This window comes from Arthrobacter sorbitolis (genome assembly GCF_054510995.1).
In genome coordinates, this window is sequence record NZ_JBTNDM010000019.1 from 18,350 (window position 1) to 42,651 (window position 24,302).

Consider the following 24,302-nt stretch of genomic DNA (forward strand, 5'->3'; position numbering starts at 1 on the left):
GCTTACTCCCCGAACGACGCTTTGTTCTCTTCCATCAGCTTCGACGCGTTCTCCGCTGCCTCGGCCATGGCGTCCTCGGGGGATTCCTCGCCCAGGACCGCCTTGTTGACGCCGACCTCGAGGGTCTCCGTCTGGACAGCACCGATACCGGGGACCGCCGGGAGAAACCGCATCGTGTCGATCTCCTCGGCGATTGCTTCCTGCGGCAGGCCGTCGAGCGCGCCCGCGGCACGGACCGATTCACGAGCGGGGATCATGCCGGAACCGGCCCACTCGGCCGAGTTCTCGCTCAGCCAGGCGATGAACACCTTGGCCGCGTTCTGCTTGTCCGGGTCCGGCTGGGCCTGGCGGGGCAGGAAGAAGTTGTGCGAGTTGGCCCAGACGGCCTTCTCGTCACCGATGGTCGGGATGGGCGCGGCCGCGTAGGGCAGGCCGGACGCCTCGAGATCGTTGACCTGCCAGATACCGTCCCAGGTGATGGACGTCTCGCCGTTCTTGAAGGCGACGTACTGCGAGTCGATCGCGACGTTCGAGGGGCTGTATCCGTCGTCGACGATGCCCCGCTGCCAGTTGATGGCCTCCAGGCCCTCTGCGGAGTCGAAGTTGGCCTTGGACGCCTCGCCGTCGTACGGCTGGTTGCCGTTCTGCCACTGGAGGGACAGGTTCATCAGGTGGCTGGGCCACAGCGCCGGCATCCAGAACGGGGTGTCGAAGCCCGCGGCCTGGAGCTTCTTGAGCGCGTCCTCGAAGGACGCCGCGTCGGTGGGTGCCTCGGTGATACCGGCCTTCTCGAAGTGCTCGGTGTTGTAGTACATGGCGAGGGAGTGCACGTCCAGGGGGATGCCGAACCGCTCGTCCTGATAGATACCGGCGTCCCAGACCTCCTTCGTGAAGTCGTCTCCGGTCAGTTCCAGCGTGGTCGCGAGGTCGTCGACGGGGACGATGACGTTGCGCGCGGCCATGGTGGAGAGCTGGTCCAGGTGCATGACGCCGACGTCGGGGCCTTCCCCCGCGGTGACGGCCGCTGGGAGCCGCTGGTAGAAATCCGCCCACTGCATCGTGTTCGAGGACACCTTGATGTTCTCGTGCTCGGCGTTGAATTCCTCGATCATCTTCTCCATGAACGGACCGTCACCCCCGGTGAAGCCGTTCCAGAAGGACAGTTCCACAGCCGGGCCGGTGTACTCGCCGGTGAATTCGGTGGCGGCCTGTTCGCCGCCGGATCCTCCGCAGGCGGTCAGACCGAGTAGTGCGACGGCGCCGATGGCCGTGGCGGCCCTCAGGCGTCCACGTAGGGATCGCTTGGTTCGGGTCATTATGTCCTCCTCGTTGAAAACGTTGCTCACTGCGAATCGAGTGCGGCGTGTGACCGAGCTTACAGCGCTGTAAAGAAGGTGTCCAGAGCCCGATGGCGCCACTTCGAGCGTAGCTGTCGGGCAGGGGCGGCGCCGATCTAGACTTGGCTGAACACAAGGAGTTGCACATGAGAAAAGTTCGACTTGCCGACGTCGCGGAAGTGGCCGGTGTATCCATGAAGACGGTGTCGAACGTGGTCCATGACTATCCGCACGTCACCCCCGAGATGCGCCGAAAGGTCCAGCAGGCCATCGACGAGCTGGGGTACAGGCCGAATCTCACCGCCCGCCGGTTGGCGACCGGGAGGACCGGCATGATCGCCCTGGCGATCCCGGAGATCGACCATCCTTACTTCTCCGCCCTGTCGCGCTGCATCGCCGAGGAAGCCAGTGTCATGGGGTATCGCGTCCTGGTCGAGCAGACGCTCAGCAATCCCGAGGCGGAGCGGGCGGTGCTGAACGACCGGGAGGCCGGCGTCGTGGACGGGGTCATCTTCCACCCCGTCAGCATGAACTCCATGGAGGTCGCCCGCCTGAAGCGCGATGTCCCCGTCGTTCTCCTCGGTGAGTCGACGATGCCGGTGACGGCCGATCACGTGATGATCGACAATGTTCTGGCTGCCCAGGAAGGGGTCGACCACCTGGTGGGACAGGGCCGGCGTCGGATCGCGTTCCTCGGCGTCGTCGAGGGCGACCTCACCGGGTCGACGAACCAGCGTCTGCTCGGCTACCAGCAGGGGCTGGTCGACGCGAAGATACCGCTCGATCCTGACCTGGTCCTCACGGTCTCGGATTTCGCACCGGAGGAGAGCGCCCGGGCGGTCCGGGACGCACTCGCCGGCGGGCTGGAGTTCGACGGGCTCGTCTGCCGGGACGACCGGTTCGCCACCGGGGCCCTGTACGCCCTGCGGACCGCGGGCGTGCGGGTGCCGCAGGACGTCGCGGTGGTGGGATGGGATGACACGGAGCTCGGGCGATGGGCCACGCCAACCCTGACCTCGATCGCCCCGGACAAGCGGGAACTGGCCGTCACGGCCCTCGAGCTGCTTCGCGAGCGCATCGACGGCTTCCAGGGGATCGGACGCCACCGCATCGTCCCGCATTCACTGATCGTCCGGGAGAGCGCGCCCCTGACCAGCTCGGTCCTCGTCCGCTGACCTGCCCGGTCCTTGTCCGGCAAGACGTCTTTACAGCGCTGCAAAACTGCGGCACTATAACGATATGCCGAATCGAGAAATGCCGACAGCCAGCCTTCAGGACGGAACCTACCCGAGGCCCCAGCTCCTGCGTCGGCGGTGGGCGGACCTCGGTGGTGAGTGGGATTTCGGCTACGACGACGAGGACGCCGGCGTGGGAGAGGCCTGGTTCGCCTCGGCCGGTCGGTTCCCCTTGACGATCACCGTCCCGTTCCCCCCGGAATCCGTGCGCTCGGGCGTGAATGACACCAGTTTCCACCCCGTCGTCTGGTACCGGCGGACCATCACACGCGCCGACATCACCGACAGTGGCAGGGCCGGGGACGGCGACCACCTGCTGCTGCACTTCGGTGCCGTCGACTACCGGGCCACGGTGTGGATCAACGGGCAGCTCGTCGGAAGCCACGAGGGCGGCCAGAGTCCCTTCACTTTCGACATCACCGATCACGCGGCGAGCGCATCCGAGCTCTCGCTCGTGGTCCGGGCCGAGGACGACCCGCACGACGTCGCCCAGCCGCGCGGCAAACAGGACTGGCTCGAGGACCCACACGTCATCTGGTATCACCGCACCACCGGGATCTGGCAGCCCGTCTGGCTCGAATCGGTACCGGCGGCGTTCATCGAGGGCGTCGTGTGGGAGCCCGATGTGCCGAAGGGATCGGCCCAGCTCGAACTCGAACTCTCGCCGCAGCGGCACAGCGCCCGCACGGTGCGGGTCGACCTGAGCTTCGCGGGGAACGCCCTCGGCACCTATACGACGTCGGCTATGCAGCCCCGCGTCGTCCTCAACTGCATCATTCCTCATCAGGCCAACGGGCAGGCCTACGAGTCGCTCCTCTGGTCGCCGGAGCACCCCCGGCTCATCGACGCGAAGGTCACCCTGCTCGACGGCGACGGAGCGACCGTCGACGAAATCTGGTCCTACTTCGGGCTGCGCAGCATCGGCACGGCGGGCCGGCACTTCCTCCTCAACGACCGGCCGTACTACGTTCGTTCGGTCCTGGAGCAGGGGTACTGGCCCGAATCGCTCCTCGCGGCCCCCGATGCCGACGCCCTGCGGGAGGAGGTCCAGCTGATCAAGGACCTCGGGTTCAATGCGGCGCGCCTGCACGAGAAGGTGGAGGACCCGCGGTTCCTCTACTGGGCGGACCGTCTCGGCCTGCTCGTCTGGGGCGAGATGGGCAGCACCTTCGAGTTCTCGCCCATCGCCATGGAACGGGTCGCCCGTGAATGGGCGAGTGTCGTCCAGCGGGACCGCTCGCACCCGTGCATCGTGACATGGGTCCCCCTGAACGAGAGCTGGGGTGTGCAGCAGATCGCCCACAGCCCGGAGCAGCGCCACTTCGCGCAGGCCATGTACCACCTGACGAAGGCGCTCGACAGCTCGCGGCCGGTCATCTCGAACGACGGGTGGGAGCACGTGGAGTCCGATCTCTTCACGATTCACGACTATGCGACGAACTACGAGGACCTGCACGCCAACTACAGGGACGCGGAGGCGTTCGACGCGCTCGTGGCCGGTGTGGGACCGGCCGGCCGCCGCCTCAGTGTGCTGCCGGAACTGCAGCGGACGGAACCGGTCATGGTGTCCGAGTTCGGCGGGATCCTCTATGCGCCGAACAGCCCGATCGACACGTGGGGCTACTCGATCGCCGTCTCCGACGAGGACTTCGCCACCAGACTGCAGGCGCTGTTCTCGGCGCTGTACGAGAGCCCTGTCCTCTCCGGGTTCTGCTACACCCAGCTGACCGACACGCTGCAGGAGGCCAACGGCCTGACCGACGAGAACAGGAAGCCGAAGCTGCCCATGGCCGAGATACGGAAGATCGTCATGGGAAGCTTCTGGAGGGAGCACGATGCGTGAGCCGACAGGAAGTCCGTCACCGCGCGCGATCCCGGCGCCGTCAGACGCAGCGCCGGAGGTGATCGCCGCTCTCGAAGGGCTGTACACGCGTGGGATCATCGCGCAGAAGGGTGCGTTCCCGCGGGAGTGGGTGGCCGAGATGCGGGAGGACATCGACGCCGCACTGGCGGAGGCGCTCTCCCGACCAGGCGGCGCGGTGGGGCGTGGGCCGAAGCGCTACTACGTCGAGATCCACCCGGAGCAGATGCGGGGCTGGCTCGACCTGGTGGACCACCCGTGGGTGCGCATGGTGTGTGAGTCGGTGCTCGGCCCCGACTACGAGATCGTGGAGCTCGGATTCGACGTACCCGGTCCGGGGGCTGTCAACCAGCCGTGGCATCGTGACTTCCCCATGCCGGCTGAGACCAGGGAGCACGGACGTCTCACGTCCCTGGCGTTCAACCTGACCGCGGTCGACACCGAGGAGGACATGGGTCCGTTCGAGGTCGCCCCCGGTACCCAGTGGGACCTCCCGGACGGGTTCGATCACGAGATGTTCCCGCCGAAGTCGGCCTACGGCCGGTACGAGGAGCTCGCGGAGCGCAAGTACCCCGCGATGGGCGACATCTCCGCACGCTCCGCGCTGACCATCCATCGGGGGACGACCAACAGGTCGCAGAAGTCCCGGCCGGTCCTCGTGCTCGGGGTCGACGCCCCGGGTGCGGGTAATGCCGAGCACCACTCGATGGCGATGACGAAACCGTTCCACGACGCACTCCCGGAACGCGTCCGTCGCCACGTGGCGTGCCCGGTGGTGGACTCCCTCTCCCCGATCACCCAGAAGCACTCGATCGAGGGACTCATGATGGGCGACGCCTGAGGAGATGGGCGACGCCTGAGGAGCGGACGACGACGGCGGCACCCTGGTGGGTGCCGCCGTCGTCGTCCGGGTCACGGTGGCGGTGTGCCCGACCGGCCCGACCGGCCCCGCCCGACGGCGGGCCGGTGCCTACTTCCGGGCGAGTTCCGGGTAGTGGATCTCGGTGACGTCCGGATGGGCGCGGAGGCGGCCCTTGAGCATGTTCGAGCCGTAGGAGGACAGCATGGGGTTCTCGGGGTCGTCCGAGAGGCCGCGGGCGACGGCCTTCAGGTCCTCGGCGAGCGGCACCGGTTCGATCACGGCGTCGAGGCGCGGCGACCAGAAGAACGGGATGGCGTAGCGGTCCACGCCGGGTGCGGGAGCCGTGACGCGGTGGATGGTCGCCGCGAGGTAGCCCTCGGTGGCGACCTCGAGCATCTCGCCCAGGTTGACCACGAGTGCTCCGGGGATCGGCGTGACCGGAACCCATTCGCTCGCGCTGTGGGGCAGGACCTCGAGGCCGCCCACCTCGTCCTGCAGCAGGAGGGTCACGAAGCCGTAGTCGGCGTGCGCGCCGACGCCCTGGGACCCGGCACCCTCGACGACGCCGCCCACGTAGTGCACCAGCTTGGCCATCCACGCCGGGGTCCCCTCGAAGGGCTCGGCGAAGTAGTCCTCGGGCAGGCGGAGGGCGACGGCGATGGCGGAGAGCAGTTCGGCGCCCACCGAGGACATCAGCCCGGCCCAGGCCATGGCCTGCTCCTCGAGCGCGGGCAGGGTCTCACGGGGCCACAGGTTGGGCCCCTGGAGCAACCAGAAGGGCTCGTCGGCCGGGTAGTCGGCCAGCGCCTCGCGTTCGGGGGAGAAGTCGATCTGCTCGCGGGCGTCGGGGCGGCCGCGCGTGATCTCCGTGCCGAGGCCGGCGTAGCCCCGGAAATGGGGGCTGGTGCGGTTGTGGAGCTTCAGCCGCTCCTCGAGCGGGAGGTCGAAGAAACGCCGCGTGATGGAGAACAGGTCCTCCACCTGGGTGGGGGCCGCGCCGTAGTTGATGATGTGGAAGAAGCCGACGGTGTGGGCGGCTTCGCGCAGTTCGTCGATGAACGCGGGGTTGAAGGATCCATCGGCGGAACGTGCGGTGCTGAGGTCAAGGGTGGGGATCGATCCCGGAGAGTGCTGCATGCGCAGGACGTTACGCCTGTTGAAAAGGCCCGTTCGCCTTTACGTTACGCAGTATTGCGGCTTGACCTCCGCATGTCGGGGTCCGTGATGCCCGCCAGCCGGCGCAGGAGGCGGAGCCCCGCGTCGGACCCCGGCCAGTGCCGTTCCAGCGCCCCCGTGCCGGCGCTCCTCACCACCGTGCGCAGCACGCCGGCCACGAGGACGATGTCGTCCGCATACCCGATGACGGGCAGGAAGTCCGGGACGAGGTCGATCGGCAGGATCAGGTATGCCATCAGGGCCCAGAGCAGGAGCCGTGACCACCACGGCACGGTGCGGTCCGCAGCGAGGCGGCGGAGCAGCCGCAGGACGTCGGGCCCGAGGCGCAGGACGTCGGTCAGGGAGAGGATCTCGGGGTGCCGCCGCGCATGGACGGCCAGGGCCAGGAGGAAGAGTACGTAGGCAGCGAGGAGCGCGAGCGCCGACCTCAGCAGTACTTCCCAGTCCATGCCCGTACCTCCTGGAGGTCCTACCGTGTGAGGGCCGCGCGCAGGACGGCCGCGATGCTCCCCGTGACCTGGTCCTCGGTGACGGCATCGGGATCGGCCGCGCACTCCACGGCCAGGCCGTTCACGGTCGCCAGGAGGATGGTCGCGAACACCGTGTAGTGCTCGGGGTCCGACGGCGCCCCGAAGGCCGCACCACGCTCGGCCAGCGTCGTGGCGAGGAGCGTGCGCCGGGTACGCCGGTGCTCGCGGAACACGGCGCCCACCTCGGGGTCGCGGCCGGCCTGCAGGGCGAACTCGACGACGAGCGCATGCCAGCGCTGCTCCCGCAGGACGCCGCGGGCGAGATAGCGGGCTGTGTGCAGCACCGTCTCGTCGAGCGAGGTGATCCCGTCCATCTGGCTGAGGACGTCGGCCGCCGTGTCTGCGAGCCGCTCGCCCAGGAGGGTGGCGAAGAGCTCCTGCTTGGAGCCGAAGTTGGAGTAGACGGCGCCTTTCGTGTAGCCCGCGCGCTCGGCGATGGTGTCGAGGCGCGCGGCGACGTAGCCGATCTCCTCGAAGACCTCGAGTGCCGCCGCGAGCAGGCCGGCCCGGACGTCCTCGCGGCGGGGTCGCCGTCGGGGTCTGCCCGCCGTGGTGCTGCCGTTGTCCATCGTCCCAGTCGTCATCCGTCCTCCTCGGACTACGATACCATCGGTATTGGATACTGACAGTATTGAAATGAAGGACGCCATGACCACCTCCCACCCCGCCCCTACCGTTCGTCCGGCTCACGGCGCGCCCGCCGTCTCCGTCGAGGGGCTGGCGCTCCGCGCCGGCAAGCGGACGATCTTCGAGGACGTCTCCTTCGACGCCCCCACGGGATCGCTGGCCGTCCTCGCCGGGCCGTCCGGCACCGGGAAGACAGCGTTGGCGCTCGCCCTCGCCGGGCGGCTCACCCCCACCGCCGGGGATGCGACGGTCCTGGGGCTCGCGCTGCCCCGCCACGCGGGCGCGGTACGCCGCAGGGTGGGCTTCACCGGCAACGACACCGTGGCACCGCTCGACGGCACGCTCACCGTGAAGCACCACGTCGCGGAGGCGCTGAAACTGGCGGGCCCGTGGTGGAAGGCCTCCGCGTCCCGGGAACGCGTGGACCGCACGATCACTGCGGCCAACGACCTCCTGGGCGGCCTGGAGGAGGCGGTCGGCGACGGCGCGGCACCCCTGGTCCAGGCCCGGCTCCACCGGAGCGAACTCGTCCGCGACGCCACCCCTGCGGCACGCTTCGCGCTCGGCCTCGTCCTCGCGCTCGCCTCCGATCCCGACATCCTCGTGGTGGACGACGTCGACAGGCTCCGCACCGCCCCCGAGCGCCGCGCCGCCTGGGCCGCACTGCTCACCCTCGGGCATCCGCGCGAGGGCGGCCCGCCGCTGACCGTCGTCGCCACGTGCCAGGACCGGCAGGAACTCGCCGACGTCCTCGGCCCCGGCCACCGCCTCGGGGCCCTGCCCCTGCGGTCCGTCACGGTCCACACCCTAGAGGCACCCCCGGCCCCAGAACCCGAAATCAGGTAACGCGTGTTCTCCCTGCTCCGCACGGAACTCTCCCGCTTCCGCACCACGCTCACGGCCAGGGCCGCCCTGCTGGTCATCGCGATCATCCCGGCCCTCTACGGCGGTCTCTACCTCGCCGCCAACTGGGACCCCACGGGCCACCTCGACCACCTGACGGCCGCCGTCGTCGACGAGGACCGGCCGGCCACCGCCACCGGACCGGACGGCGCCGGACGTTCCGTCTCCGCCGGCGCCGACCTCGCCGAGTCGCTGACCTCCTCCGACGAGGCCGGCTTCACCTGGGTCCGGGTCGGCGGCGACGAGGCGCAGGAGAGCCTCGACGACGGCACCTACGCCGCGATCCTCACCATCCCGTCGGAGTTCTCGTCCACCCTCGCGTCCGTCGGGGGCGACGCCCCCGCCCGGGCCATGCTCGACATCACCACCGACGACGCCGACAGCTACATCGTGGGCCAGGTGGGCAACACCGTCGCCGCGAACCTCCAGCGTCAGGTACGGTCCGGCGCGACCGAGGACTACCTCGACAGCATCTACCTCGGCTTCTCCTCGCTCCACGGCAAGCTCACCGAGGCCGGCGACGGCGCCGGCAGGATCGCCGAGGGCGCACAGGGCGCCGACGAGGGATCCGCCTCGCTCGTCGTCGGGCTGGGGAGCCTCGTCGACGGCAGTGCCCAGCTCTCCTCCGGCAGCGCCCGGGTGGCAAGCGGTGCAGCCGATCTCGAGACCGGGGCGGACGATCTCGCCACCGGCCTGGGTCGACTCGACACGGCGACGGCGGACCTCGTGCCGCAGTCGCAGCAGCTCGCAGAGGGAGCCGCAACCGCAGCCGCAGGCGGGGTGACGCTGCGGGACGGCGCCGCACAGCTCGCCACGGGGACGCAGTCGGTCTCCGACGGCCTGCTACAGGTCGGGGACGGGGCGGGAGACCTCTCGGCGGGTGCCACCCGGCTCCAGGCCGCCGCCGGGCAGGCAGCGACCGGTTCCCGGACCGTGGCCGACGGCCTCGCCGGGCTCGCGGCGACCTACGGCTCCCTCACCGACGCCGAGCGGCTCGCCGCCCTCCAGCAGCTGGCCGCCGGCGCGGACAGTGCTGCCACAGGCAGCGAGGGGATCGCGGCCGGCGCCGGAAGCCTTGCCACGTCGTCCACGGACCTCGCCGCCGGGGCCGCAGCCGCCACCGGGGGCGCCTCCGACGCGGCCGATGGCGCCGCTGTGCTGGCATCGGGTGCCTCCGCCCTCTCCCGGGGCGCGGGCGGAGTCGCCGCCGGAGCCGCACAGGCCTCCGACGGTGCGGTGGGCCTCGCCGACGGGCTCGCGCAGCTCCAGGCCGGCACCATCACGCTCGCCGACGGGGCGCCGGCCCTGCGGGACGGGATCGTGTCGGCCTCCGACGGCGCCACGCAGCTCGCCGCAGGGGCATCGACCCTGAGCGACGGTGCGGAGCAGGTCGCCGGGGGAGCGGCGGGGCTGGCCGACGGTTCCACCCGGGCGTACGACGGCGCGACGCAGCTCGAGGACGGCCTCGGGACGCTGTCCGCCGGTTCCTCGGAGCTCGCGCAGCAGCTCGACCAGGGCGCCGGGCAGGTGCCGGACTACGACGCCGCCCAGCGTGCAGAGCTGAGCGGCGTCGCCGCCTCGCCGGTCACGATCGACAGGACGCACGCCCATGCGGTGGACGCCTACGGCGAGGGCATGGCACCGTACTTCATCCCGCTGGCGCTCTGGGTGGGCGGCATCATCACGTACACGGTGCTGCGGGCGGTCTCGCCACGGGCTCTCGCCTCGACGGCTGCGTCATGGCGGATCTCGGTTGCCGGCTACCTGCAGGGTGCGCTGTTCGCCGTGCTGCAGGCCCTGGTGCTCCTGGGTGTCCTGGCCGTGGGTGTCGGACTGACCACGCCGCACCCGCTGGGACTGCTGGCCTTCACGGTCCTCACCGCCCTGGTGTTCACGGCCGTCCACCAGGCGCTCGTCGCCCTCCTCGGTGGGGTGGGACGGCTCGTGGCGCTGGTGCTGCTGATGCTGCAGCTCACCTCGGCGGGCGGCACCTACCCCGTGGCGACCGCGCCGGGATTCTTCCGGTTCCTCAGTCCGCTGCTGCCCATGACGCATGCCGTCGACGGGTTACGCCACCTCATCGCGGGCGGCGACCTCCGCTTCGTCTGGCTCGCTGCCGTGCAGCTGCTGCTGTTCTTCGTGCTCGCGGCGGGGGTGTCCGTCCTGGCATCCCACCGCCGGCGTTCCTGGTCCCTGGAGAAGCTGCACCCGAGCCTCACCATCTGACAACCGGGTGTCCGCATCGCCCCGGTGCGCATGCGGTCCGGGGGACGACCCCCTAGGTTGGAGAGGTACCCACCCACGTCAGGAAGGCACCATCCCATGATCTTCATCGTCGTCAAGTTCACCGTGAAGCCCGAGTGGAGCGACCGCTGGATCGACCTCACCCGGGACTTCACGGAGGCCACCCGCCGAGAGCCGGGCAACCTGTGGTTCGACTGGTCGCGCAGCGTCGAGGACCCGAACCGGTTCGTCCTCGTGGAGGCGTTCCAGGACGATGCCGCCGAGGCCCACGTGAACAGCGGCCATTTCTCGCAGGCCATGCAGGACATGCCGCAGGCCCTCGTGGAGACGCCGGAGATCATCAGCGAGCGCATCGGTGCCGAGGGCTGGGGCCGCATGGGCGAGCTGACGATCGCGTAGGAGCATCGCCTGCGGAGGGTGTCAGGCGGCGCTCTCCGCACGTGCCGGAAGTGCCTGCTGCAGGATGAAGTCGTCCTCGAAGCGGTCGCCGAGGCGGAAGCGCTTGGTACCGACCCTCCGGAACCCGTGCTTCTCGTAGAAGCGGATGGCCCGGGCGTTCTCCTGGTTCACGCCGAGCCACACGCCGGGCAGCCCCGACGCCGCGGCGAGTTCCAGGGTCGCGACCATCAGGGCCGGGGCCGAACCCCGGCCGTGGTGGTCGGGGTGGACGTAGAACTTGCTGAGCTCCGCGACCGGCGAGATCGAGAGGGCGGCCAGCACGTCCGTGTCCGTGGGCTGGTCCAGGACGACCATGCTCCAGCCGGCGATCCCGCCGTCCGCGCGGATGCACAGCAGCGTGTGCCCCGGCAGCTCGGCGAGCGCCGCGAACCGTTCGGCCGACAGGTGCGTGGCGATATGCCGCTGGATGTCCTGGGGCCGCGAATCCGCAGGGCAGGCGAGGGGGAAGGTGACGGCGGCGCAGGCGGCGAGCGCGGCGGCGTCGTCGGCCGTCGCCCGCGAGATGTCGATGGTCATGCCTCCAATCTAGGACGAACGACAGCAGGACGCGGACCGGGGTCCGCGTCCTGCTGTTCTGGAGCCTCGGTACGGGTGTCCCCGCGCCGATGGGGGCCTAGCCGAAGACCGGCTCGCCGTTGCGGGTGAGCTTCCAGTTCTCCTCGGAGAACGTGGCCGGGTCGATCGTGCCCTCGGCGATCAGGTAGTCGATCAGGAGCTGGCGGATCTCGGTGGTCTGGTTCACGAGCACGGGGGCCGTCGCGATGTGCGGGAAGTTGCCGCCGCCGGACTGCCGGTAGTTGTTCGTGGCCACGGCGAAGCGCTGGGCCGGATCGATCGGGGCCCCGCCGTAGCTGAGGTTCACGATCCGCTGGCCGACGGGCTTGCTGATGTCGATGTCGTAGGAGACGCCGGACATCATGTCGTAGTTGTAGTCGGGGGTCCCTCCGGCGTTGGTCAGCGTCGCAGGGTCGACGGGGGCGCCCGGAGCGGTCTGGACGAAGTACTTCGCCGAGTACTCGAGGTAGTCCTTGACCTGCGCGCCGGTCAGCTCGACGCCGAAGAGCGTGTTCGGGAAGACGTACAGGCCCGCCATGTCGCGGATCGTCACGGGGCCTTCGGGGATGACGGCGGCCCGGTTGAAGGGCGCCACGATGGACAGGACGGGCAGGTCCGCGTTCGGTGTCCCCTCGAGCGCCTTGTCCACCGCGCCGGCCTGGACTTCGTTGACGAAGTCCATGACGGCCGTGTCGCGGATCCGCGCGTCGGCGGCCGACATCGTCTCGGTGGCTGCGCCGATCGGCGTGTTCACGTAGTCGATGACGCGCTGGTGCTGGTCGGCCGCGATGGCCGAGATCTTCGGATCCGCCGGCACCGTGTCGGTGTCGAGCAGTTCCGAGTTCGCCGACGTGACATCCCACTGGCCACGGACCTTCGTGAGCTCGAAGTCCAGGACCGACAGGCGCATGCCCCAGTTCTTCGGTTCGGTCAGGAGCACCTGCTCGCCGGTCTGCTTGTTCGTGACGAACCGCTCCGGAATCTCCTGGTGCTCGTGGCCGGCGAGGATCGCGTCGATCCCGGGAACCTGCTCGGCGATGAGGGTGGAGGCGTTCTCGACCGGCAGGCCGGCGCCGTAGGAGGACGTGCCGGAGGGCCCGGAGTGCGAGCTGACGACGACGACGTCGGCGCCGGCGGACCTCATCTCGGGGACGTACTTCCGGGCCTGTTCCACCATGTCGTCGAACCGGAGGCGGCCCTCGACGTTGTTCTTGTCCCAGATGGCGCTGCCGGGCGTGGTGAGCCCGAGGATGCCGACGTTGATGGGCTTCTGGCCCTTGAGCTTGACCGTCTTGATGACGTAGGGCGTGAAGGCGTCCTCGCCGGTGGTCGCGTCCTTGACGTTGGCGCCGAGCAGCGGGAACTCGAGCTGTTCCTCGTAGGTGCGCAGGAGCGGGAGCCCGTAGTTGAATTCGTGGTTCCCGAGCGTCGTGGCGTCGTAACCCATCGCGTTCATCGCGGCGGCCATGGGGTGGGTCTCACCCGTCTCGGTGATGGGTTCCACCGTGGCGAAGTAGTCGGTCAGGGAGGTGCCCTGGATGGTGTCGCCGTTGTCGATCAGGAGGGTCGATTCGGCGCCGCGGTCCGCGCGGACCCGGTTCACGAGGGTGGAGATCTTGGCGAGTCCGACGTCGTTGTGCGCGGCGTCGTCGTACTCCGCATCGGTGAAGTAGTCCCAGTTCTCGATGTAGCCGTGGAGGTCGCTGGTACCCATCACGGTGATCGAGACCGTCGGGTCCTTCGGGCCCTTGGTCCCGCCGGGTGCGGCGGTCGCGGCGGGTGCGAGTCCGAGGGCTGCGATACAGCCGATGGCGACCGCTGCGGCGGCGCGGCGGTGGCCCGTGGTGAAACTCTGTGACACGTGGAATCAACTCCTGTAGGGATGCGGTGGCAGCAGACTACCCGTGACCGGTGACACACTGGTGACGCTGGCCTTGCTCCCGGTGAACGGAGGGGGTCCGGCGCCGGGCGCCCGCTCCAGGGACGCGCGGGCAGGGACAGACCGGGGAGGACCGCAGACTTGACGCAGGTGGATCAGCAGGACGCGTATCGCGAGGACGTACTGGGTACCGGGTACGAGGTGCGGACGCTTCCGCTGCGTCCCGACGACGAGGGCGACGTGGTGGCGACCCTGATCCGCAGCACCGTTCCCGGCGGATCGCGCAGGGCCGTGCTCTACGTGCACGGCTTCGTGGACTACTTCTTCCAGACCCACCTCGCCGACGCCTGGCACGAGGCCGGTTTCGATTTCTACGCGGTCGACCTCCGCAAGTACGGGCGGTCCCTCCTCGGGCACCAGACCCCGAACTACGTCACGTCCCTCGAGGACTACGACGAGGAACTCGACGAGGCGGCACGCATCATCCGCGAGGACGAGGGGCACGACGTCCTCGTGGTCATGGGCCACTCGACGGGAGGACTGGTCACGTCCCTCTGGGCGCACCGGCGCCGCGGGCGGGGGATCGTCGACGCACTCGTCCTCAACAGCCCCTGGTTCGACCTCAATGCGAGCCTGTTCCAGCGCACCCTCGGAACGGCTGCCGTCCACAGGATCGGGACGGTCAGGCCGCGGGCCGTCGTCGGGAGGCTCGGTGTGTCCTACGGCCACTTCCTGCACCGCGACACCGGCGGGGAGTGGGACTACAGCCTGACCTGGAAGCCGCACGGGGGGTTCCCCGTTGTCGCCGCCTGGCTCGCGGGCATCCGCCGCGGGCACGCCGAGCTCAACCGGGGCCTCGCCATCGACTGCCCCGTCCTCGTGGCGTGTTCCGATGCCACCTCTAACCCGGCGAAGGAGCCCGCGAGGGTGTCGTCCACGGACGTGGTGCTCGACGTCGCACACATCGCCGCCCGTGCGCCGAAGCTCGGCGGGCTCGTCACGCTGGTGCGGATCGCCGGCGGCATCCACGACCTCACGCTCTCGCCGGAACCGGCCCGGTCCACGTTCTTCGCCGAACTCGCACGGTGGCAGGAGGCGTACGTCCCGGCGGCTCCCGAGCGTTGACCCGGGTCGGCGGCCCCCCCCCAGGCCGACCTGCATCGCCGGCTCCCGGGAGCTGACGCGGATCGGTCGGCCGTCGGGGGCGTGCCGGAGTCCGGCGTCGTCACGCCGGCCGGCGTGCGGCCAGCCGTTCGGCGAGGGCCTGCTCCTCGCACATCGCCGAGTGGGCCAGCGTGAACACCCTGGCGTCGGATCGCAGGTGACCGATGAGCGCCGGTGCGGAGCGGGCGTCCCGTGCGTCCGGCTCGAGCAGCAGGGCCGCGGTGGCCTGGAGCCTCCCGGCCCCGGCCTTCGCCGCCGCGAGTCGGAGCCCCAGGGCTGCGTCGCGCCACTGCTGGGGGTCGGCGCTGCGGAAGGAGCGTTCGATGGTGAGGATGTGGTCGTCCAGCAGGTCCGTGAACCGGGAGACGAAGGATGCAGCGGCCCGCCGGGAGCCCAGGTCGGCGACGAGCCTGGAGAAGGCCGCCTTGTCGATGATGGGCTGCACCCTCGCTCCTCCTCCGCCGGACCGGTGGTCGAAGGGCGCCCGGGTGGGCCCTTCCCTGGTCCCCACCGGACACCCAGTCTTTCCGTGCGACATGAAGCTGGAGCGCAGGGGAGCTCGGGGTTTCATCAAGATCCGCCGTGATCGGGGCGAAGCCGGCCCCGTCCGCAGGTACAGCCGGGACCGCTACGCATCGGGGCCGAGGGTCTCGGGGGACGCGTCTCCCGCCGAGGCGCCCTTCAGTTCCACGAGGATGCCGCGGGTGGGCGTCCTGCCCGTGTTCTCCCCGGAGTGCCGTTGCGCCGGGAGCCAGACGGCCTGGCCCGCGGACAGGTGCGTGTCGAACACTCTGTCGCCGGAGGAGAGTCGGCGCGAGAACGAGGTCAGCGGGACGAGGACGCTGTTCGGGTGGTCGTGCGGCGTCGTCCGGTCCCCGGGTTCGTCGACGTATTCCAGGACCCGGACGAAGTCGTTCTCCCAGAGCACGGAGTAGTGGTCGGGGTCCGTGATGGTCGGATCGTCGTTGATCATGGCTGGACTGTACGCCGCTCCCTCGGCGCCGGCCAGAGGACCTGGGCCCAGTCGGAACCCCGCTCAGGCCTCCCGCGCGACGTCGTAGACGAGCACGGCGAACTGCCCCTGCTGCTCGGCGGAGCGGAGGGTCAGCCGGTCCGATGCGACGCGCAGGGGCAGCAGCGGGGCTCCTCCGGTCAGGGCGACGGGGGCGATCGCCACCTGGATCTCGTCCAGCAGGCCGGCGGCGAGGAACTGGCCGGCCAGGTCGCCGCCGCCGACGATCCAGATGTCACGCCCTCCCGCTGCCTCGAGCGCGCGCTCGAACACCGGGCGGACGTCACCCGAGACGAGCCGCACGTCGGCACCCTCGGGGATGGGCAGGTCGCGCGTGGTGAAGACGAACGTGGGCCTGTCCCCGTACAGGGTCCGCCACTTCGCAGGCTCCTCGAGGAGCTTCTCGAACGCCAGCACCCATTCGTACGTGGTCGAGCCCTCCACGAGCACGCCCGTCGAAGCGAGGAAGCGCTCGTAGTGTTCGGCCGGGGGAGGCTCGACGGCGAAGAGCCAGTCGAGGGAGTTGTGCTCGTCCGCGAGGAAGCCGTTGAGGGTGGAGGCCGTGTAGAAGATGACGCGCGTCATGGCTCATTCCACCATCCGGCGGGCGCTGCGGAAAGGGTGCCGGCTACCCCTGCTCCTCGACGCCGCGGATGAACCGCCGGACGAGGGCGTCGAACTCCTCCTCCCGTTCGATCTGCGGCATGTGCCCGGTCTTCTCGAACAGGTGGAACTCCGCGTGGGGGAAGACCGCGCGGGCGTGCTCGAGGTGCGACGCCGGCAGGATGCGGTCCTCGTCGCCCCACACCACGAGCGTCGGCTTGTGCTGCGCCGCGACCGTCCGGAGCAGCTGTGTCCGCCAGCGTCGCCGTACCCCGCGGAAGGTCCCGAGGTGGCTCGCGACGGCGATCAGGACGTCGTCGCGCCCCGGGTTCCGGCTCACCTCCTGCGCGCGGTCGAGTCGCTCGTCGGTGACGAACTTCTTGTCGTAGAACAGCGCCCGTTCCGTGCGGTACGCGACCTTGCGGGACTTGTCCTTCAGGAGCCGTCGAGCGAGGGGGCGGATGGCGATGACGCGCAGCGCGATGGTCACCTCCTTGCCGAAGCCCGCACTGTTGGCGAGTACGAGGCTCCGCACGCGCTCTGGTTCGAGCGCGCTGATCTTCAGGGCGATCGCCCCGCCCAGTGAGTTGCCGACCACGTGCAGCGGACGATGCTCGCCCAGGAGATCCAGGGCCGCGATCACGAATCGCGCGAGCGATTCCAGCGAATACCGGCCTTCGGTGCGCTCGGAGAGGCCGAAGCCCGGCAGGTCCATGCTGATGACGCGGTGGTCGGCGGCCAGCCGCCCGTACAGGCCCTCCCAGTCCTCCAGGCTGCGGCCGATCCCGTGCAGCAGGAGGACGGGAGGCCCCTCCTGCACACCCGCGTCGCGGTAGCGGACACGGATCCCGTTCACGCTCAGGTAGCCGTCGTCGGGCGCCGACGGCGAGGTGGTGCGCGTCGCCCGGGCGCGACCGGTGCCGGCGGCGCTCATCGCCGGACCTTCCCGGCGAGGCGCAGGAGCCTCGTGCCGCTGCGCTCGAGGGTGCCGAAGGACATCGGCGCCACGCGGGCGACGACGTCGGGCACCTTGGCGCTGATGCCGATCAGCAGGCGTGGCCGGCGGGCCCTGACGGCTTCGAGCATGAGTTCCGCGGCCCTGTCGGCGGGGAAGGTGAGCAGCTTGTGGAAGTCGTCCTTGGCCCGCTTCACGTCGACGTCGCTCAGGTTCCCGCCGATGCGCGCGTTGAGCGCGATGTTCGTCCGGATACCGCCGGGATGCACGGTCGTGGTGCCGATCCCGCGGGGCAGCAGTTCGTTGCGGAGTGCCTCGGTGAACCCGCGCAGTGCGAACTTGCTGGACGAGTAGGCGGTCTGGCCCCTGGGCCCCACGAGGCCGAACAGGCTCGAGACGTTCACGATGTGGGCTCCCGGCGTCATCCTCGGCAGCAGATGGTGCGTGAGCTGGACGGGGGCGGAGAAGTTGATGGCCATGACCCAGTCGAAGTCGTCCAGGCTGATCTGGTCGAACCGTCCGGCCAGTGCGACGCCGGCGTTGTTGACCAGGAGATCCACGCGGTCGGTCGCGGCCAGCAGGTCGGCGGCGAGGCGTTCGACGGCGTCGCGGTCCGCGAGGTCGGCCACGAACGTGGTGACCGTGCTGCCCGGATAGGTGGCGCGGATGGAGGAGGCGACGGCGTCGAGCCCCTCCGCGTCGCGGTCGACGATCAGCAGGGTGCTGCCCCGCTCGGCGAGGCCGCGGGCGAGGTGCTCTCCCATGCCTCCCGCGGCTCCGGTGACGACAGCGGTCGCGCCGGCGAAGTGGAAGGGTCGGATGCTCATGCGTGGATCTCCTGCAGGTCGGGCGCCGGGACGGCGGGCGGGGTGGGGGCGTCGAAGACCATGTTCTTCCCCAGGTTGCCGCGGAGTGCGGTGGGGGCGTCGAGCAGGTAGTTCTGCCGCATGGTCCACGGCTGCCGGTCGCCCTGCTTGGGGAAGGCGGAGACGGCGCGCTGCACGTACCCGGAGGTCAGGTCGAGGATGGGGCGGGCCTTCATCTCGCCGTCGACGGCGGGGGCTCCGTAGCGGTGCCCGTGGCGGTCCATGTACCGGATGAGACGGCAGACGTAGCGCGAGCTGAGGTCGGCCCGGAGCGTCCACGACGCGTTGGTGTAGCCCACGCAGAGGGCGAGGTTGGGGACACCGCTGACCATCAGCCCCCGGTACACCCAGGAGTCGCCGAGGTTCACGGGCTGCCCGTCCACGGTGAAGGTGGCGCCGCCGAGCGGCAGCATCGCCAGCCCGGTCGCGGGGACGACGACGTCGGCCTCGAGTTCCCGGCCCGAGGAGAGGCGGATCCCGCCCGGGGTGAAGGTGTCGATGGTGTCCGTGACCACGGAGGCCCTGCCGGACTTCAGGGCCTTGAAGAAGTCGGCGCTCGGTGCCACGCAGAGGCGCTGGTCCCACGGGTTGTAGGCGGGCGTGAAGTTCTCCTCCACGGTCTTCTCGTCACCGAGGATCCGCGCCGTCTGGGTCCTGATGAGCTTCCTGGCGATCTCCGGGCGGCGGCGGCACAGCTGGTAGAACGCCTGCGTGAACAGGACGTTCTTGGCGCGGGCCACGTGGTGGGCGATCCCGGCGGGGAGGTGTCGGCGTGCGGTGTCCGAGAACCTGTCCCGGCTCGGCACGGCCGTGATGTAGGTGGGGGAGCGCTGCAGCATGGTGACGTGCGCGGCGTCCTTCGCCATGGACGGCACGAGCGTGACGGCGGTGGCGCCACTGCCGATCACGACGACGCGCTTGCCCGCGTAGTCGAGGTCCTCGGGCCAGAACTGGGGGCGGACCGTCTCGCCCTGGAAGGACTCGTAGCCGGGGAAGGACGGCTCGTACCCGTGGTCGTAGTCGTAGTAGCCGCTGCACAGGTAGAGGAACCCGCAGGTGAGCCGCCGGCGTTCGACCGTGCGGGCGCTGCCGTCGTCGGCCGTCACGTCCAGGTCCAGTGTCCAGTGGGCGTCGGCCGAGGACCAGGCGGCGCTGATCAGCTTGCTGGAGAAGCGGATGCGCTCACGGATGCGGGGGTCGTCGGCGGTCTCGCGGATGTACTGCAGGATCGACGAGCCGTCGGCGATCGCCTTCGCCTCGGTCCAGGGGCGGAACGGGTAGCCGAGGGTGAACATATCGCTGTCGGAGCGGACCCCCGGGTAGCGGAAGAGGTCCCACGTGCCGCCGATGGCCGCGCGCGCTTCGAGGACGGCGAAGCTCTTGCCGGGCAGTCCGGTGGAGACCCGGTAGGCGGCGCCGATGCCGGAGAGACCGGCGCCGACGATGACGACGTCGAGATGTTCGAGGGGAGTGTCCATCCCTCCATTATTCCGGCCGCCGTCGGGGCAGGGCTTGACTTCGCGCGACACCTATTTACCCTTGGACGACATGGGCTCCGTCATCCGTTCCGCCGGCATGCGTGGCTTCAGCGACGTCGTCGGGCAGTTCGGGGGTGATGCCGCTGCGCTCGCCGCACGGTACCGTGTGCCGCTGGAGGCGCTGGGCAGCGACGACGTCCTCGTCTCCGACGTCGCCATGGCGAAGCTCCTGGAGGGCGCAGCGCGTGAGCTGCCCTGCCCCGACCTGGGCCTGCGCATGTCGGAGTACCAGGACATCGGGATCCTCGGTCCGCTCGCCGTCGCCGTGCAGAACTCGCCGACGGTCGGTGCCGCACTCGGGTGCGCGTCCCAGTTCCTCTTCCTCCACAGCCCCGTGCTGCGCTTCACCATCGTGCCGGACCCTGAGGGGCGTGCCGGGGAGGTGGGCCTGTGCTACGGATCGTCCCAGGGGACGCCGCCGCGCCAGGCGACCGATGCCATCCTCGCCTTCGCGCACCGCATGATCCGCTTCCTCGTGGACGGACCCTACGGGCTCCACTCCGTCCACCTCTCCCACCAGCCGAAGGCCCCCGCGTCCCGGTACGCCGAGTTCTTCGGGGCGGACGTGCGGTTCGGGCAGGCGGCCTCGCTCCTGCGCGTGCCACGGAGCCTGCTGGACCGGCCACTGGTCGGTGTCGACGGGACGCTTCGGGAGATCGCCCTCGAGTACCTCCACAGCCATTTCCCGGAGCCCGGTCGTGTCGTCGCCCCGCAGGTCCGGAACGCCATCGACGGCATGCTCGGCACGTCCCCGCCGCGGATCGAGTCCGCTGCCCGGCTTCTCGGGATGCATCCGCGCACGCTCCAGCGGCGCCTGGCCGCCGAGGGCGTCACGTTCGAGGCCCTGCTCGACGACGCCCGCCGCGACGCCGCGCTCCGGTTGCTCACGCGCACCGACCTGCCGCTGCAGCAGGTCGCCGGGCTCGTGGGCCTGTCCGAGCAGTCGGCCCTGACCCGCTGCGTCCGCCGGTGGTACGTGACGACGCCGAGCGCGATCCGGGCCGACGCGGGTGCGGCTGGTACTCCGGCAGGGCTCCGTGCCGGCCCTCCGCCGGTACCGGGCCGGATCGCCGCACCGTCGTCGGAATAGCCTGCAGGGCCGGACCGGACCGAACCGAACCCCGGCCGCAGCGACACCGGGCGCTTACGCGCTGCCCCGCTGCGGGAGCTTGTCGGGATTGCGCACGAGGTAGACGCCGGTGATCCTTCGTCGGTCGTCGACCGCGACGGCCAGGGTCAGCTCGAGTCGGGCACCGGCATGGACCAGGACCCCCAGGCCACCGTTGAGCGGGGCGATCTCCGCCCGCAGGTCGGGTTCCGGGGCGCGGGCGATCCTGAGGAGGAAACCCGCGATGGCCTCGGCGCCGAGGATCGGCTTGCGGGCGGCGACCACCCTGCCACCACCGTCGGAGAGCAGGACGGCGTCCGGGGCCAGCACGTCGATCAGCGCCCGGAGGTCCCCGGTGGCGACGGCGGCCAGGAAGGCGTCGAGCACTTCCGCGGCGTCTTTCTCCGCGGTCTTGGCACCGACCTGCGTGCCGAACGCGGCGTCGAGCCGTGCGCGGGCGCGATGGGCGATCTGGCGAACCGCGGCCTGGGTCCTGCCCATCGCTGCGGCGATGTCGGGGTAGGGCAGCCCGAAGACGTCGTGGAGCATGAAGACGGCACGTTGCTCCGGCGTGCCCTGCTGCAGGACCACGGACAGCGCGTACGTGAGTTGTTCCTCGACCAGGAGCCGGTGCTCCGGGCTCTCGCCGTCGGACACGAGGGGTTCGGGCAGCCACGGCCTCGGGTAGTCCTCCCGGCGCCGTTCCACCGTGCGCACGTGGTTGAGTGCGGCGTGGCCGGCAGTGGTCGCGAGGTACGCCCGGGCGTTCCGCACGGTGGTTCCGTCCACGGCCGCCCAGCGCAGGTAGGTCTCCTGGACGATGTCCTCGGCATCGGCCCGGGAGCCCAGGATCTCGTAGGCGATCGCGAACACCATCGAGCGGTGGGCGAGGAACAGCTCGTCCTGGTCCGGGATGGTGGTCACGACGTCAGTGTACGGATGCGGCAGGTCCGGGCGGCCAGGTGAAGGACCCCGGGCGGCGTGCCTCGCGTGCAAGCCAGGTCACGGTCATGCGGCACACCTGCTCCTTGGCCCAGCCGCCGGCCCGACCGGCCAGGGCCCAGGGGCGTGCGGTGTCGTCCGGGTGTACGGCCCGTACGTGCCCGTGCCCCGCGCCCAGGTCCAGGCACTGCAGGAGGTACCCGATGTCGATCGCGTCGGGCGTCCTGCCGGCCAGCCGGGCCAGTACGGTGTCGGCCGCGTGGGCACCCATCGGGAGTGCCGATGCGCAGGATGCCCGCAGGCGCTGTCCCGCGACGCCCTGTACGGCGACGGCATCGCCGGCCCCGAGGATCCGCTCCCGCCCCGGCACGGTGAGGGTCGCATCCACCATCAGCCGGCCGTCACCGTCCACGGGCAGGCCGCTGTCCGACGCCAGGCGTGGCGAGGCCAGACCGACGGTCCAGATCACCGCGTGCGCCGCAGGGTGCCTGCTCCCGTCCGCAGAGGTGACGGCCCCGGTGTCCCGATCCACCCTGCCGTCCTCCACCGTGATGCCGAGGTGGCGCAGCCGTCGCGCCACCGTGGAGTGCGCGGTCAGCGGATGGTTCAGGCCCGCGGGGGCGACGACGGCGATCGAGAGGTCCGGGCGCGACACCGCGACCGCACAGGCCACCTCCACTCCGGTGGGGCCTGCACCGGCGATCGTGACCGTCGCTCCCGCCGGCAGGCCGGTCACCCTGTCCCGGGTCGTCCTGGCGGCGGCGGGATTGGTCACCGATAGCAGCGACGTCGGCTGTTCCCCGCTGCCGACCGCATAGATCAACCAGTCGAAGTGCACCGGCTCGAGGTGGGCCGGCGCGACGATCCGGGTCTCCGCGTCGATGCTCACCGCCCGGCTCCGCAGGTGTCGAACCTGCGGGTGGAGCACCTCCGTCCAGTCGACCCCTGCCTCGTCGCGGCTTCCTGCGGCGAGCTGATGCAACCGGATCCGCTCCGTGAAGTGCGGTCCCGGATCGACGAGGGTCACCTCCACCGCGGGTGCCTGTCGGCTCCCGGCGAGGCGGTTGGCGGCCATCACCCCGGCGTATCCGCCGCCCAGCACCACTACGCGTGTCTTCCCGTCCATGACGTTCCACTTTCTCGAGGGATCCCTGTGCTCATAGGACACCGGCCGGGCACGGTTTGTGACACGTCCACGTGGTCGGTAGCGAGGGAGAGCCGCATCTCGTCGACCTACACTTGCTGGCAACGCACGAGAGCGGCGAAGGGGGAGCGATGACGGGCATCACGAGCGCGGACGTGGCCCGCGAGAGCGGCGTCTCACGCACCACCGTCAGCTATGTCCTGACGGGGCGGGACGGCGTCAGCGTCTCGGAGGCGACCCGGCGCCGCGTGCGCGAGACCGCAGCCCGGCTCGGGTATGCACCCTCCGCCGCGGCCCGCGCGCTGCGCACCGGACACAGCGACCTCGTGCTGTGCATCCTGCCCGACTGGCCCGTGGGCCCGGTCATCGAGACGCTGCTCGACGAGCTCGCCGACGGACTGTCCGGGCGGGGCCTGTCCGTCCTCGTATACCACGGCAGGGGCACGAGGCCGCTCTCGGACCTCTGGCGGGCCGTCACACCCCGTGCGGTGATCGGTTTCGCCCCCTTCGCCGACGAGGATCTCTCCGCGATGCGCCGGGCCGGCATCCAGGTCCTCGGGACCCTCGGCGAGGAGCGCCAGCCCGACGCGGACCTCCCCGCCGAGAGCCAGCTCGCGATCGGCGCACTGCAGGTCCGCCACCTCACGGACCGCGGACATCGGCGGATCGGCTACGCCTGGCCTCCCGATGGACGGCTCGGGGTCTTCGCCCGCGACCGCCTCCTCGGCGTCAGGCGGACCTGCGCGGACCTGGAGCTCCCGGCACCCGTGGTCCTCCCGGTCGGGCTCCACGTCGCGGACGCCGCCACGGCTGTCCGTCACTGGCGGGAGCAGGACGTCACCGGTGTCGCCGCCTACAACGACGACGTCGCGCTCGCGGTCCTCGCCGGCGTGCGGGCCGAACGGCTGTCCTGCCCGGACGACTGTGCGGTGGTGGGCGTCGACGACGTCCCGGCGGCGCGGCTCGCCTCGCCGCCGCTCACGACGGTCTCGCAGTCGATCGAGGTGCAGGCCCGCTACCTGGCCGCACTGGTGCTGGCAGACCTGGACGGCGTGGAGAAGCCGTCCCACCCGGGCTATGGGCTGCACCTCGTGGAGCGGGAGTCGGTCTAAATCCAGGAGGCACGCCGGGGGGGTGCGACGCAGACGGGTAAGCCGACGCAGGTCCACTGCCACAGGGGTGTGAACAGTACTCGTAGGCATGCAGCCACAGGCGGGGGGGGGGGGGGGGGCCGGGCCCCCCCCACCTCCTCTTCTCTTCCTTCTCTTTCCTCCCCCCCACCCCCCCCCCCCCCCCCCCCCC

The 24,302-nt window shown here is 70.5% G+C and carries 23 protein-coding genes; 9 read left to right on the forward strand and 14 right to left on the reverse strand.

Translation table 11 applies throughout. The features are described 5' to 3' along the window. Positions 1-2 precede the first annotated feature (2 nt). Entirely contained in the window at positions 3-1,316 is a 1,314-nt protein-coding gene (locus tag ACX80K_RS17390) for an ABC transporter substrate-binding protein (protein WP_459273165.1), read from the reverse strand. Positions 1,317-1,483: 167 nt separating this feature from the next. Here ACX80K_RS17390 and ACX80K_RS17395 point away from each other — a divergent pair, with 167 nt between their 5' ends. The 3 genes from ACX80K_RS17395 to ACX80K_RS17405 all read left to right on the forward strand — a co-directional run bounded on the left by ACX80K_RS17395 (position 1,484) and on the right by ACX80K_RS17405 (position 5,274). Next, positions 1,484-2,512, forward strand: coding sequence for a LacI family DNA-binding transcriptional regulator (locus tag ACX80K_RS17395; RefSeq protein ID WP_459273166.1), 1,029 nt, complete (start codon positions 1,484-1,486; stop codon positions 2,510-2,512). A gap of 79 nt (positions 2,513-2,591) precedes the next feature. After that, positions 2,592-4,415: a glycoside hydrolase family 2 protein gene (locus ACX80K_RS17400; RefSeq protein WP_459273167.1), complete on the forward strand. Its 1,824-nt coding sequence runs from the start codon at positions 2,592-2,594 to the stop codon at positions 4,413-4,415. A 58-nt stretch (positions 4,416-4,473) separates the two neighbouring features. After that, the gene (locus ACX80K_RS17405; protein WP_459273168.1) at positions 4,474-5,274 is read left to right on the forward strand and encodes a phytanoyl-CoA dioxygenase family protein; all 801 of its coding nucleotides are present in this window, start codon (positions 4,474-4,476) and stop codon (positions 5,272-5,274) included. A gap of 129 nt (positions 5,275-5,403) precedes the next feature. Here ACX80K_RS17405 and ACX80K_RS17410 read toward each other — a convergent pair whose 3' ends face one another. From ACX80K_RS17410 to ACX80K_RS17420, 3 genes are read right to left on the reverse strand one after another with little or no spacing between them, the layout of a single operon-like run. Further along, complete coding sequence (locus ACX80K_RS17410) at positions 5,404-6,432, reverse strand: isopenicillin N synthase family dioxygenase (RefSeq protein WP_459273169.1); 1,029 nt, start codon at positions 6,430-6,432, stop codon at positions 5,404-5,406. Positions 6,433-6,476: 44 nt separating this feature from the next. Further along, entirely contained in the window at positions 6,477-6,920 is a 444-nt protein-coding gene (locus tag ACX80K_RS17415) for a YkvA family protein (RefSeq protein WP_459273170.1), read from the reverse strand. A gap of 20 nt (positions 6,921-6,940) precedes the next feature. Beyond that, positions 6,941-7,585: a TetR/AcrR family transcriptional regulator gene (locus ACX80K_RS17420; RefSeq protein ID WP_459273171.1), complete on the reverse strand. Its 645-nt coding sequence runs from the start codon at positions 7,583-7,585 to the stop codon at positions 6,941-6,943. 64 nt (positions 7,586-7,649) lie between these two features. Here ACX80K_RS17420 and ACX80K_RS17425 point away from each other — a divergent pair, with 64 nt between their 5' ends. The 3 genes from ACX80K_RS17425 to ACX80K_RS17435 all read left to right on the forward strand — a co-directional run bounded on the left by ACX80K_RS17425 (position 7,650) and on the right by ACX80K_RS17435 (position 11,174). Next, positions 7,650-8,474: an ATP-binding cassette domain-containing protein gene (locus tag ACX80K_RS17425; protein WP_459273172.1), complete on the forward strand. Its 825-nt coding sequence runs from the start codon at positions 7,650-7,652 to the stop codon at positions 8,472-8,474. A gap of 3 nt (positions 8,475-8,477) precedes the next feature. Next, positions 8,478-10,757, forward strand: a complete 2,280-nt coding sequence (locus ACX80K_RS17430) for a YhgE/Pip family protein (protein ID WP_459273173.1) — start codon at positions 8,478-8,480, stop codon at positions 10,755-10,757. Between the two features lie 96 nt (positions 10,758-10,853). Beyond that, the gene (locus tag ACX80K_RS17435) at positions 10,854-11,174 is read left to right on the forward strand and encodes a putative quinol monooxygenase (RefSeq protein ID WP_459273174.1); all 321 of its coding nucleotides are present in this window, start codon (positions 10,854-10,856) and stop codon (positions 11,172-11,174) included. A gap of 21 nt (positions 11,175-11,195) precedes the next feature. Here ACX80K_RS17435 and ACX80K_RS17440 read toward each other — a convergent pair whose 3' ends face one another. Then, positions 11,196-11,750, reverse strand: a complete 555-nt coding sequence (locus tag ACX80K_RS17440) for a GNAT family N-acetyltransferase (RefSeq protein WP_459273175.1) — start codon at positions 11,748-11,750, stop codon at positions 11,196-11,198. A 97-nt stretch (positions 11,751-11,847) separates the two neighbouring features. Next, the gene (locus tag ACX80K_RS17445) at positions 11,848-13,650 is read right to left on the reverse strand and encodes a bifunctional metallophosphatase/5'-nucleotidase (RefSeq protein WP_459273176.1); all 1,803 of its coding nucleotides are present in this window, start codon (positions 13,648-13,650) and stop codon (positions 11,848-11,850) included. 168 nt (positions 13,651-13,818) lie between these two features. Between ACX80K_RS17445 and ACX80K_RS17450 the strand changes: the two genes are divergently transcribed. Further along, positions 13,819-14,793: an alpha/beta hydrolase gene (locus ACX80K_RS17450; RefSeq protein ID WP_459273188.1), complete on the forward strand. Its 975-nt coding sequence runs from the start codon at positions 13,819-13,821 to the stop codon at positions 14,791-14,793. 100 nt (positions 14,794-14,893) lie between these two features. Here ACX80K_RS17450 and ACX80K_RS17455 read toward each other — a convergent pair whose 3' ends face one another. The 6 genes from ACX80K_RS17455 to ACX80K_RS17480 form a co-directional block, all read right to left on the reverse strand. Continuing rightward, positions 14,894-15,277 (reverse strand): hypothetical protein, encoded by a 384-nt coding sequence (locus ACX80K_RS17455; protein WP_459273177.1) that lies wholly within the window; start codon positions 15,275-15,277, stop codon positions 14,894-14,896. A gap of 183 nt (positions 15,278-15,460) precedes the next feature. Then, positions 15,461-15,805: a cupin domain-containing protein gene (locus tag ACX80K_RS17460; protein ID WP_459273178.1), complete on the reverse strand. Its 345-nt coding sequence runs from the start codon at positions 15,803-15,805 to the stop codon at positions 15,461-15,463. Between the two features lie 63 nt (positions 15,806-15,868). Then, positions 15,869-16,429, reverse strand: a complete 561-nt coding sequence (locus tag ACX80K_RS17465) for a dihydrofolate reductase family protein (protein WP_459273179.1) — start codon at positions 16,427-16,429, stop codon at positions 15,869-15,871. 43 nt (positions 16,430-16,472) lie between these two features. Further along, positions 16,473-17,381, reverse strand: coding sequence for an alpha/beta fold hydrolase (locus tag ACX80K_RS17470; RefSeq protein WP_459273180.1), 909 nt, complete (start codon positions 17,379-17,381; stop codon positions 16,473-16,475). Then, positions 17,378-18,229 carry an SDR family NAD(P)-dependent oxidoreductase gene (locus ACX80K_RS17475; protein WP_459273181.1) on the reverse strand — a complete coding sequence of 284 codons (852 nt, stop codon included), beginning with the start codon at positions 18,227-18,229 and terminating at the stop codon, positions 17,378-17,380. Before ACX80K_RS17475 ends, ACX80K_RS17470 begins: the two co-directional genes overlap by 4 nt. Next, the gene (locus tag ACX80K_RS17480) at positions 18,226-19,746 is read right to left on the reverse strand and encodes a flavin-containing monooxygenase (protein ID WP_459273182.1); all 1,521 of its coding nucleotides are present in this window, start codon (positions 19,744-19,746) and stop codon (positions 18,226-18,228) included. Before ACX80K_RS17480 ends, ACX80K_RS17475 begins: the two co-directional genes overlap by 4 nt. Positions 19,747-19,816: 70 nt before the next feature. Between ACX80K_RS17480 and ACX80K_RS17485 the strand changes: the two genes are divergently transcribed. Beyond that, the gene (locus tag ACX80K_RS17485) at positions 19,817-20,896 is read left to right on the forward strand and encodes an AraC family transcriptional regulator (RefSeq protein ID WP_459273183.1); all 1,080 of its coding nucleotides are present in this window, start codon (positions 19,817-19,819) and stop codon (positions 20,894-20,896) included. Positions 20,897-20,950: 54 nt separating this feature from the next. Here the strand turns inward: ACX80K_RS17485 and ACX80K_RS17490 are convergent, their stop codons facing one another. Beyond that, a complete protein-coding gene (locus tag ACX80K_RS17490; protein ID WP_459273184.1) occupies positions 20,951-21,838 on the reverse strand; it encodes a sigma-70 family RNA polymerase sigma factor in 888 nt (295 codons plus the stop codon). Between the two features lie 4 nt (positions 21,839-21,842). Beyond that, positions 21,843-22,982, reverse strand: a complete 1,140-nt coding sequence (locus tag ACX80K_RS17495; RefSeq protein WP_459273185.1) for an NAD(P)/FAD-dependent oxidoreductase — start codon at positions 22,980-22,982, stop codon at positions 21,843-21,845. Positions 22,983-23,131: 149 nt separating this feature from the next. Between ACX80K_RS17495 and ACX80K_RS17500 the strand changes: the two genes are divergently transcribed. Further along, on the forward strand, positions 23,132-24,112 hold the full coding sequence (locus tag ACX80K_RS17500; protein WP_459273186.1) for a LacI family DNA-binding transcriptional regulator: 981 nt from the start codon (positions 23,132-23,134) through the stop codon (positions 24,110-24,112). Positions 24,113-24,302: the final 190 nt, after the last annotated feature.

Coding starts and splice junctions, on each gene's coding strand:
- ACX80K_RS17390 (WP_459273165.1), bottom strand. CDS start 1,316: ATGACCCGAACCAAGCGATCCCTACGTGGACGCCTGAGGGCCGCCACG.
- ACX80K_RS17395 (WP_459273166.1), top strand. CDS start 1,484: ATGAGAAAAGTTCGACTTGCCGACGTCGCGGAAGTGGCCGGTGTATCC.
- ACX80K_RS17400 (WP_459273167.1), top strand. CDS start 2,592: ATGCCGACAGCCAGCCTTCAGGACGGAACCTACCCGAGGCCCCAGCTC.
- ACX80K_RS17410 (WP_459273169.1), bottom strand. CDS start 6,432: ATGCAGCACTCTCCGGGATCGATCCCCACCCTTGACCTCAGCACCGCA.
- ACX80K_RS17415 (WP_459273170.1), bottom strand. CDS start 6,920: ATGGACTGGGAAGTACTGCTGAGGTCGGCGCTCGCGCTCCTCGCTGCC.
- ACX80K_RS17420 (WP_459273171.1), bottom strand. CDS start 7,585: ATGACGACTGGGACGATGGACAACGGCAGCACCACGGCGGGCAGACCC.
- ACX80K_RS17425 (WP_459273172.1), top strand. CDS start 7,650: ATGACCACCTCCCACCCCGCCCCTACCGTTCGTCCGGCTCACGGCGCG.
- ACX80K_RS17435 (WP_459273174.1), top strand. CDS start 10,854: ATGATCTTCATCGTCGTCAAGTTCACCGTGAAGCCCGAGTGGAGCGAC.
- ACX80K_RS17440 (WP_459273175.1), bottom strand. CDS start 11,750: ATGACCATCGACATCTCGCGGGCGACGGCCGACGACGCCGCCGCGCTC.
- ACX80K_RS17460 (WP_459273178.1), bottom strand. CDS start 15,805: ATGATCAACGACGATCCGACCATCACGGACCCCGACCACTACTCCGTG.
- ACX80K_RS17465 (WP_459273179.1), bottom strand. CDS start 16,429: ATGACGCGCGTCATCTTCTACACGGCCTCCACCCTCAACGGCTTCCTC.
- ACX80K_RS17470 (WP_459273180.1), bottom strand. CDS start 17,381: ATGAGCGCCGCCGGCACCGGTCGCGCCCGGGCGACGCGCACCACCTCG.
- ACX80K_RS17475 (WP_459273181.1), bottom strand. CDS start 18,229: ATGAGCATCCGACCCTTCCACTTCGCCGGCGCGACCGCTGTCGTCACC.
- ACX80K_RS17480 (WP_459273182.1), bottom strand. CDS start 19,746: ATGGACACTCCCCTCGAACATCTCGACGTCGTCATCGTCGGCGCCGGT.
- ACX80K_RS17485 (WP_459273183.1), top strand. CDS start 19,817: ATGGGCTCCGTCATCCGTTCCGCCGGCATGCGTGGCTTCAGCGACGTC.
- ACX80K_RS17495 (WP_459273185.1), bottom strand. CDS start 22,982: ATGGACGGGAAGACACGCGTAGTGGTGCTGGGCGGCGGATACGCCGGG.
- ACX80K_RS17500 (WP_459273186.1), top strand. CDS start 23,132: ATGACGGGCATCACGAGCGCGGACGTGGCCCGCGAGAGCGGCGTCTCA.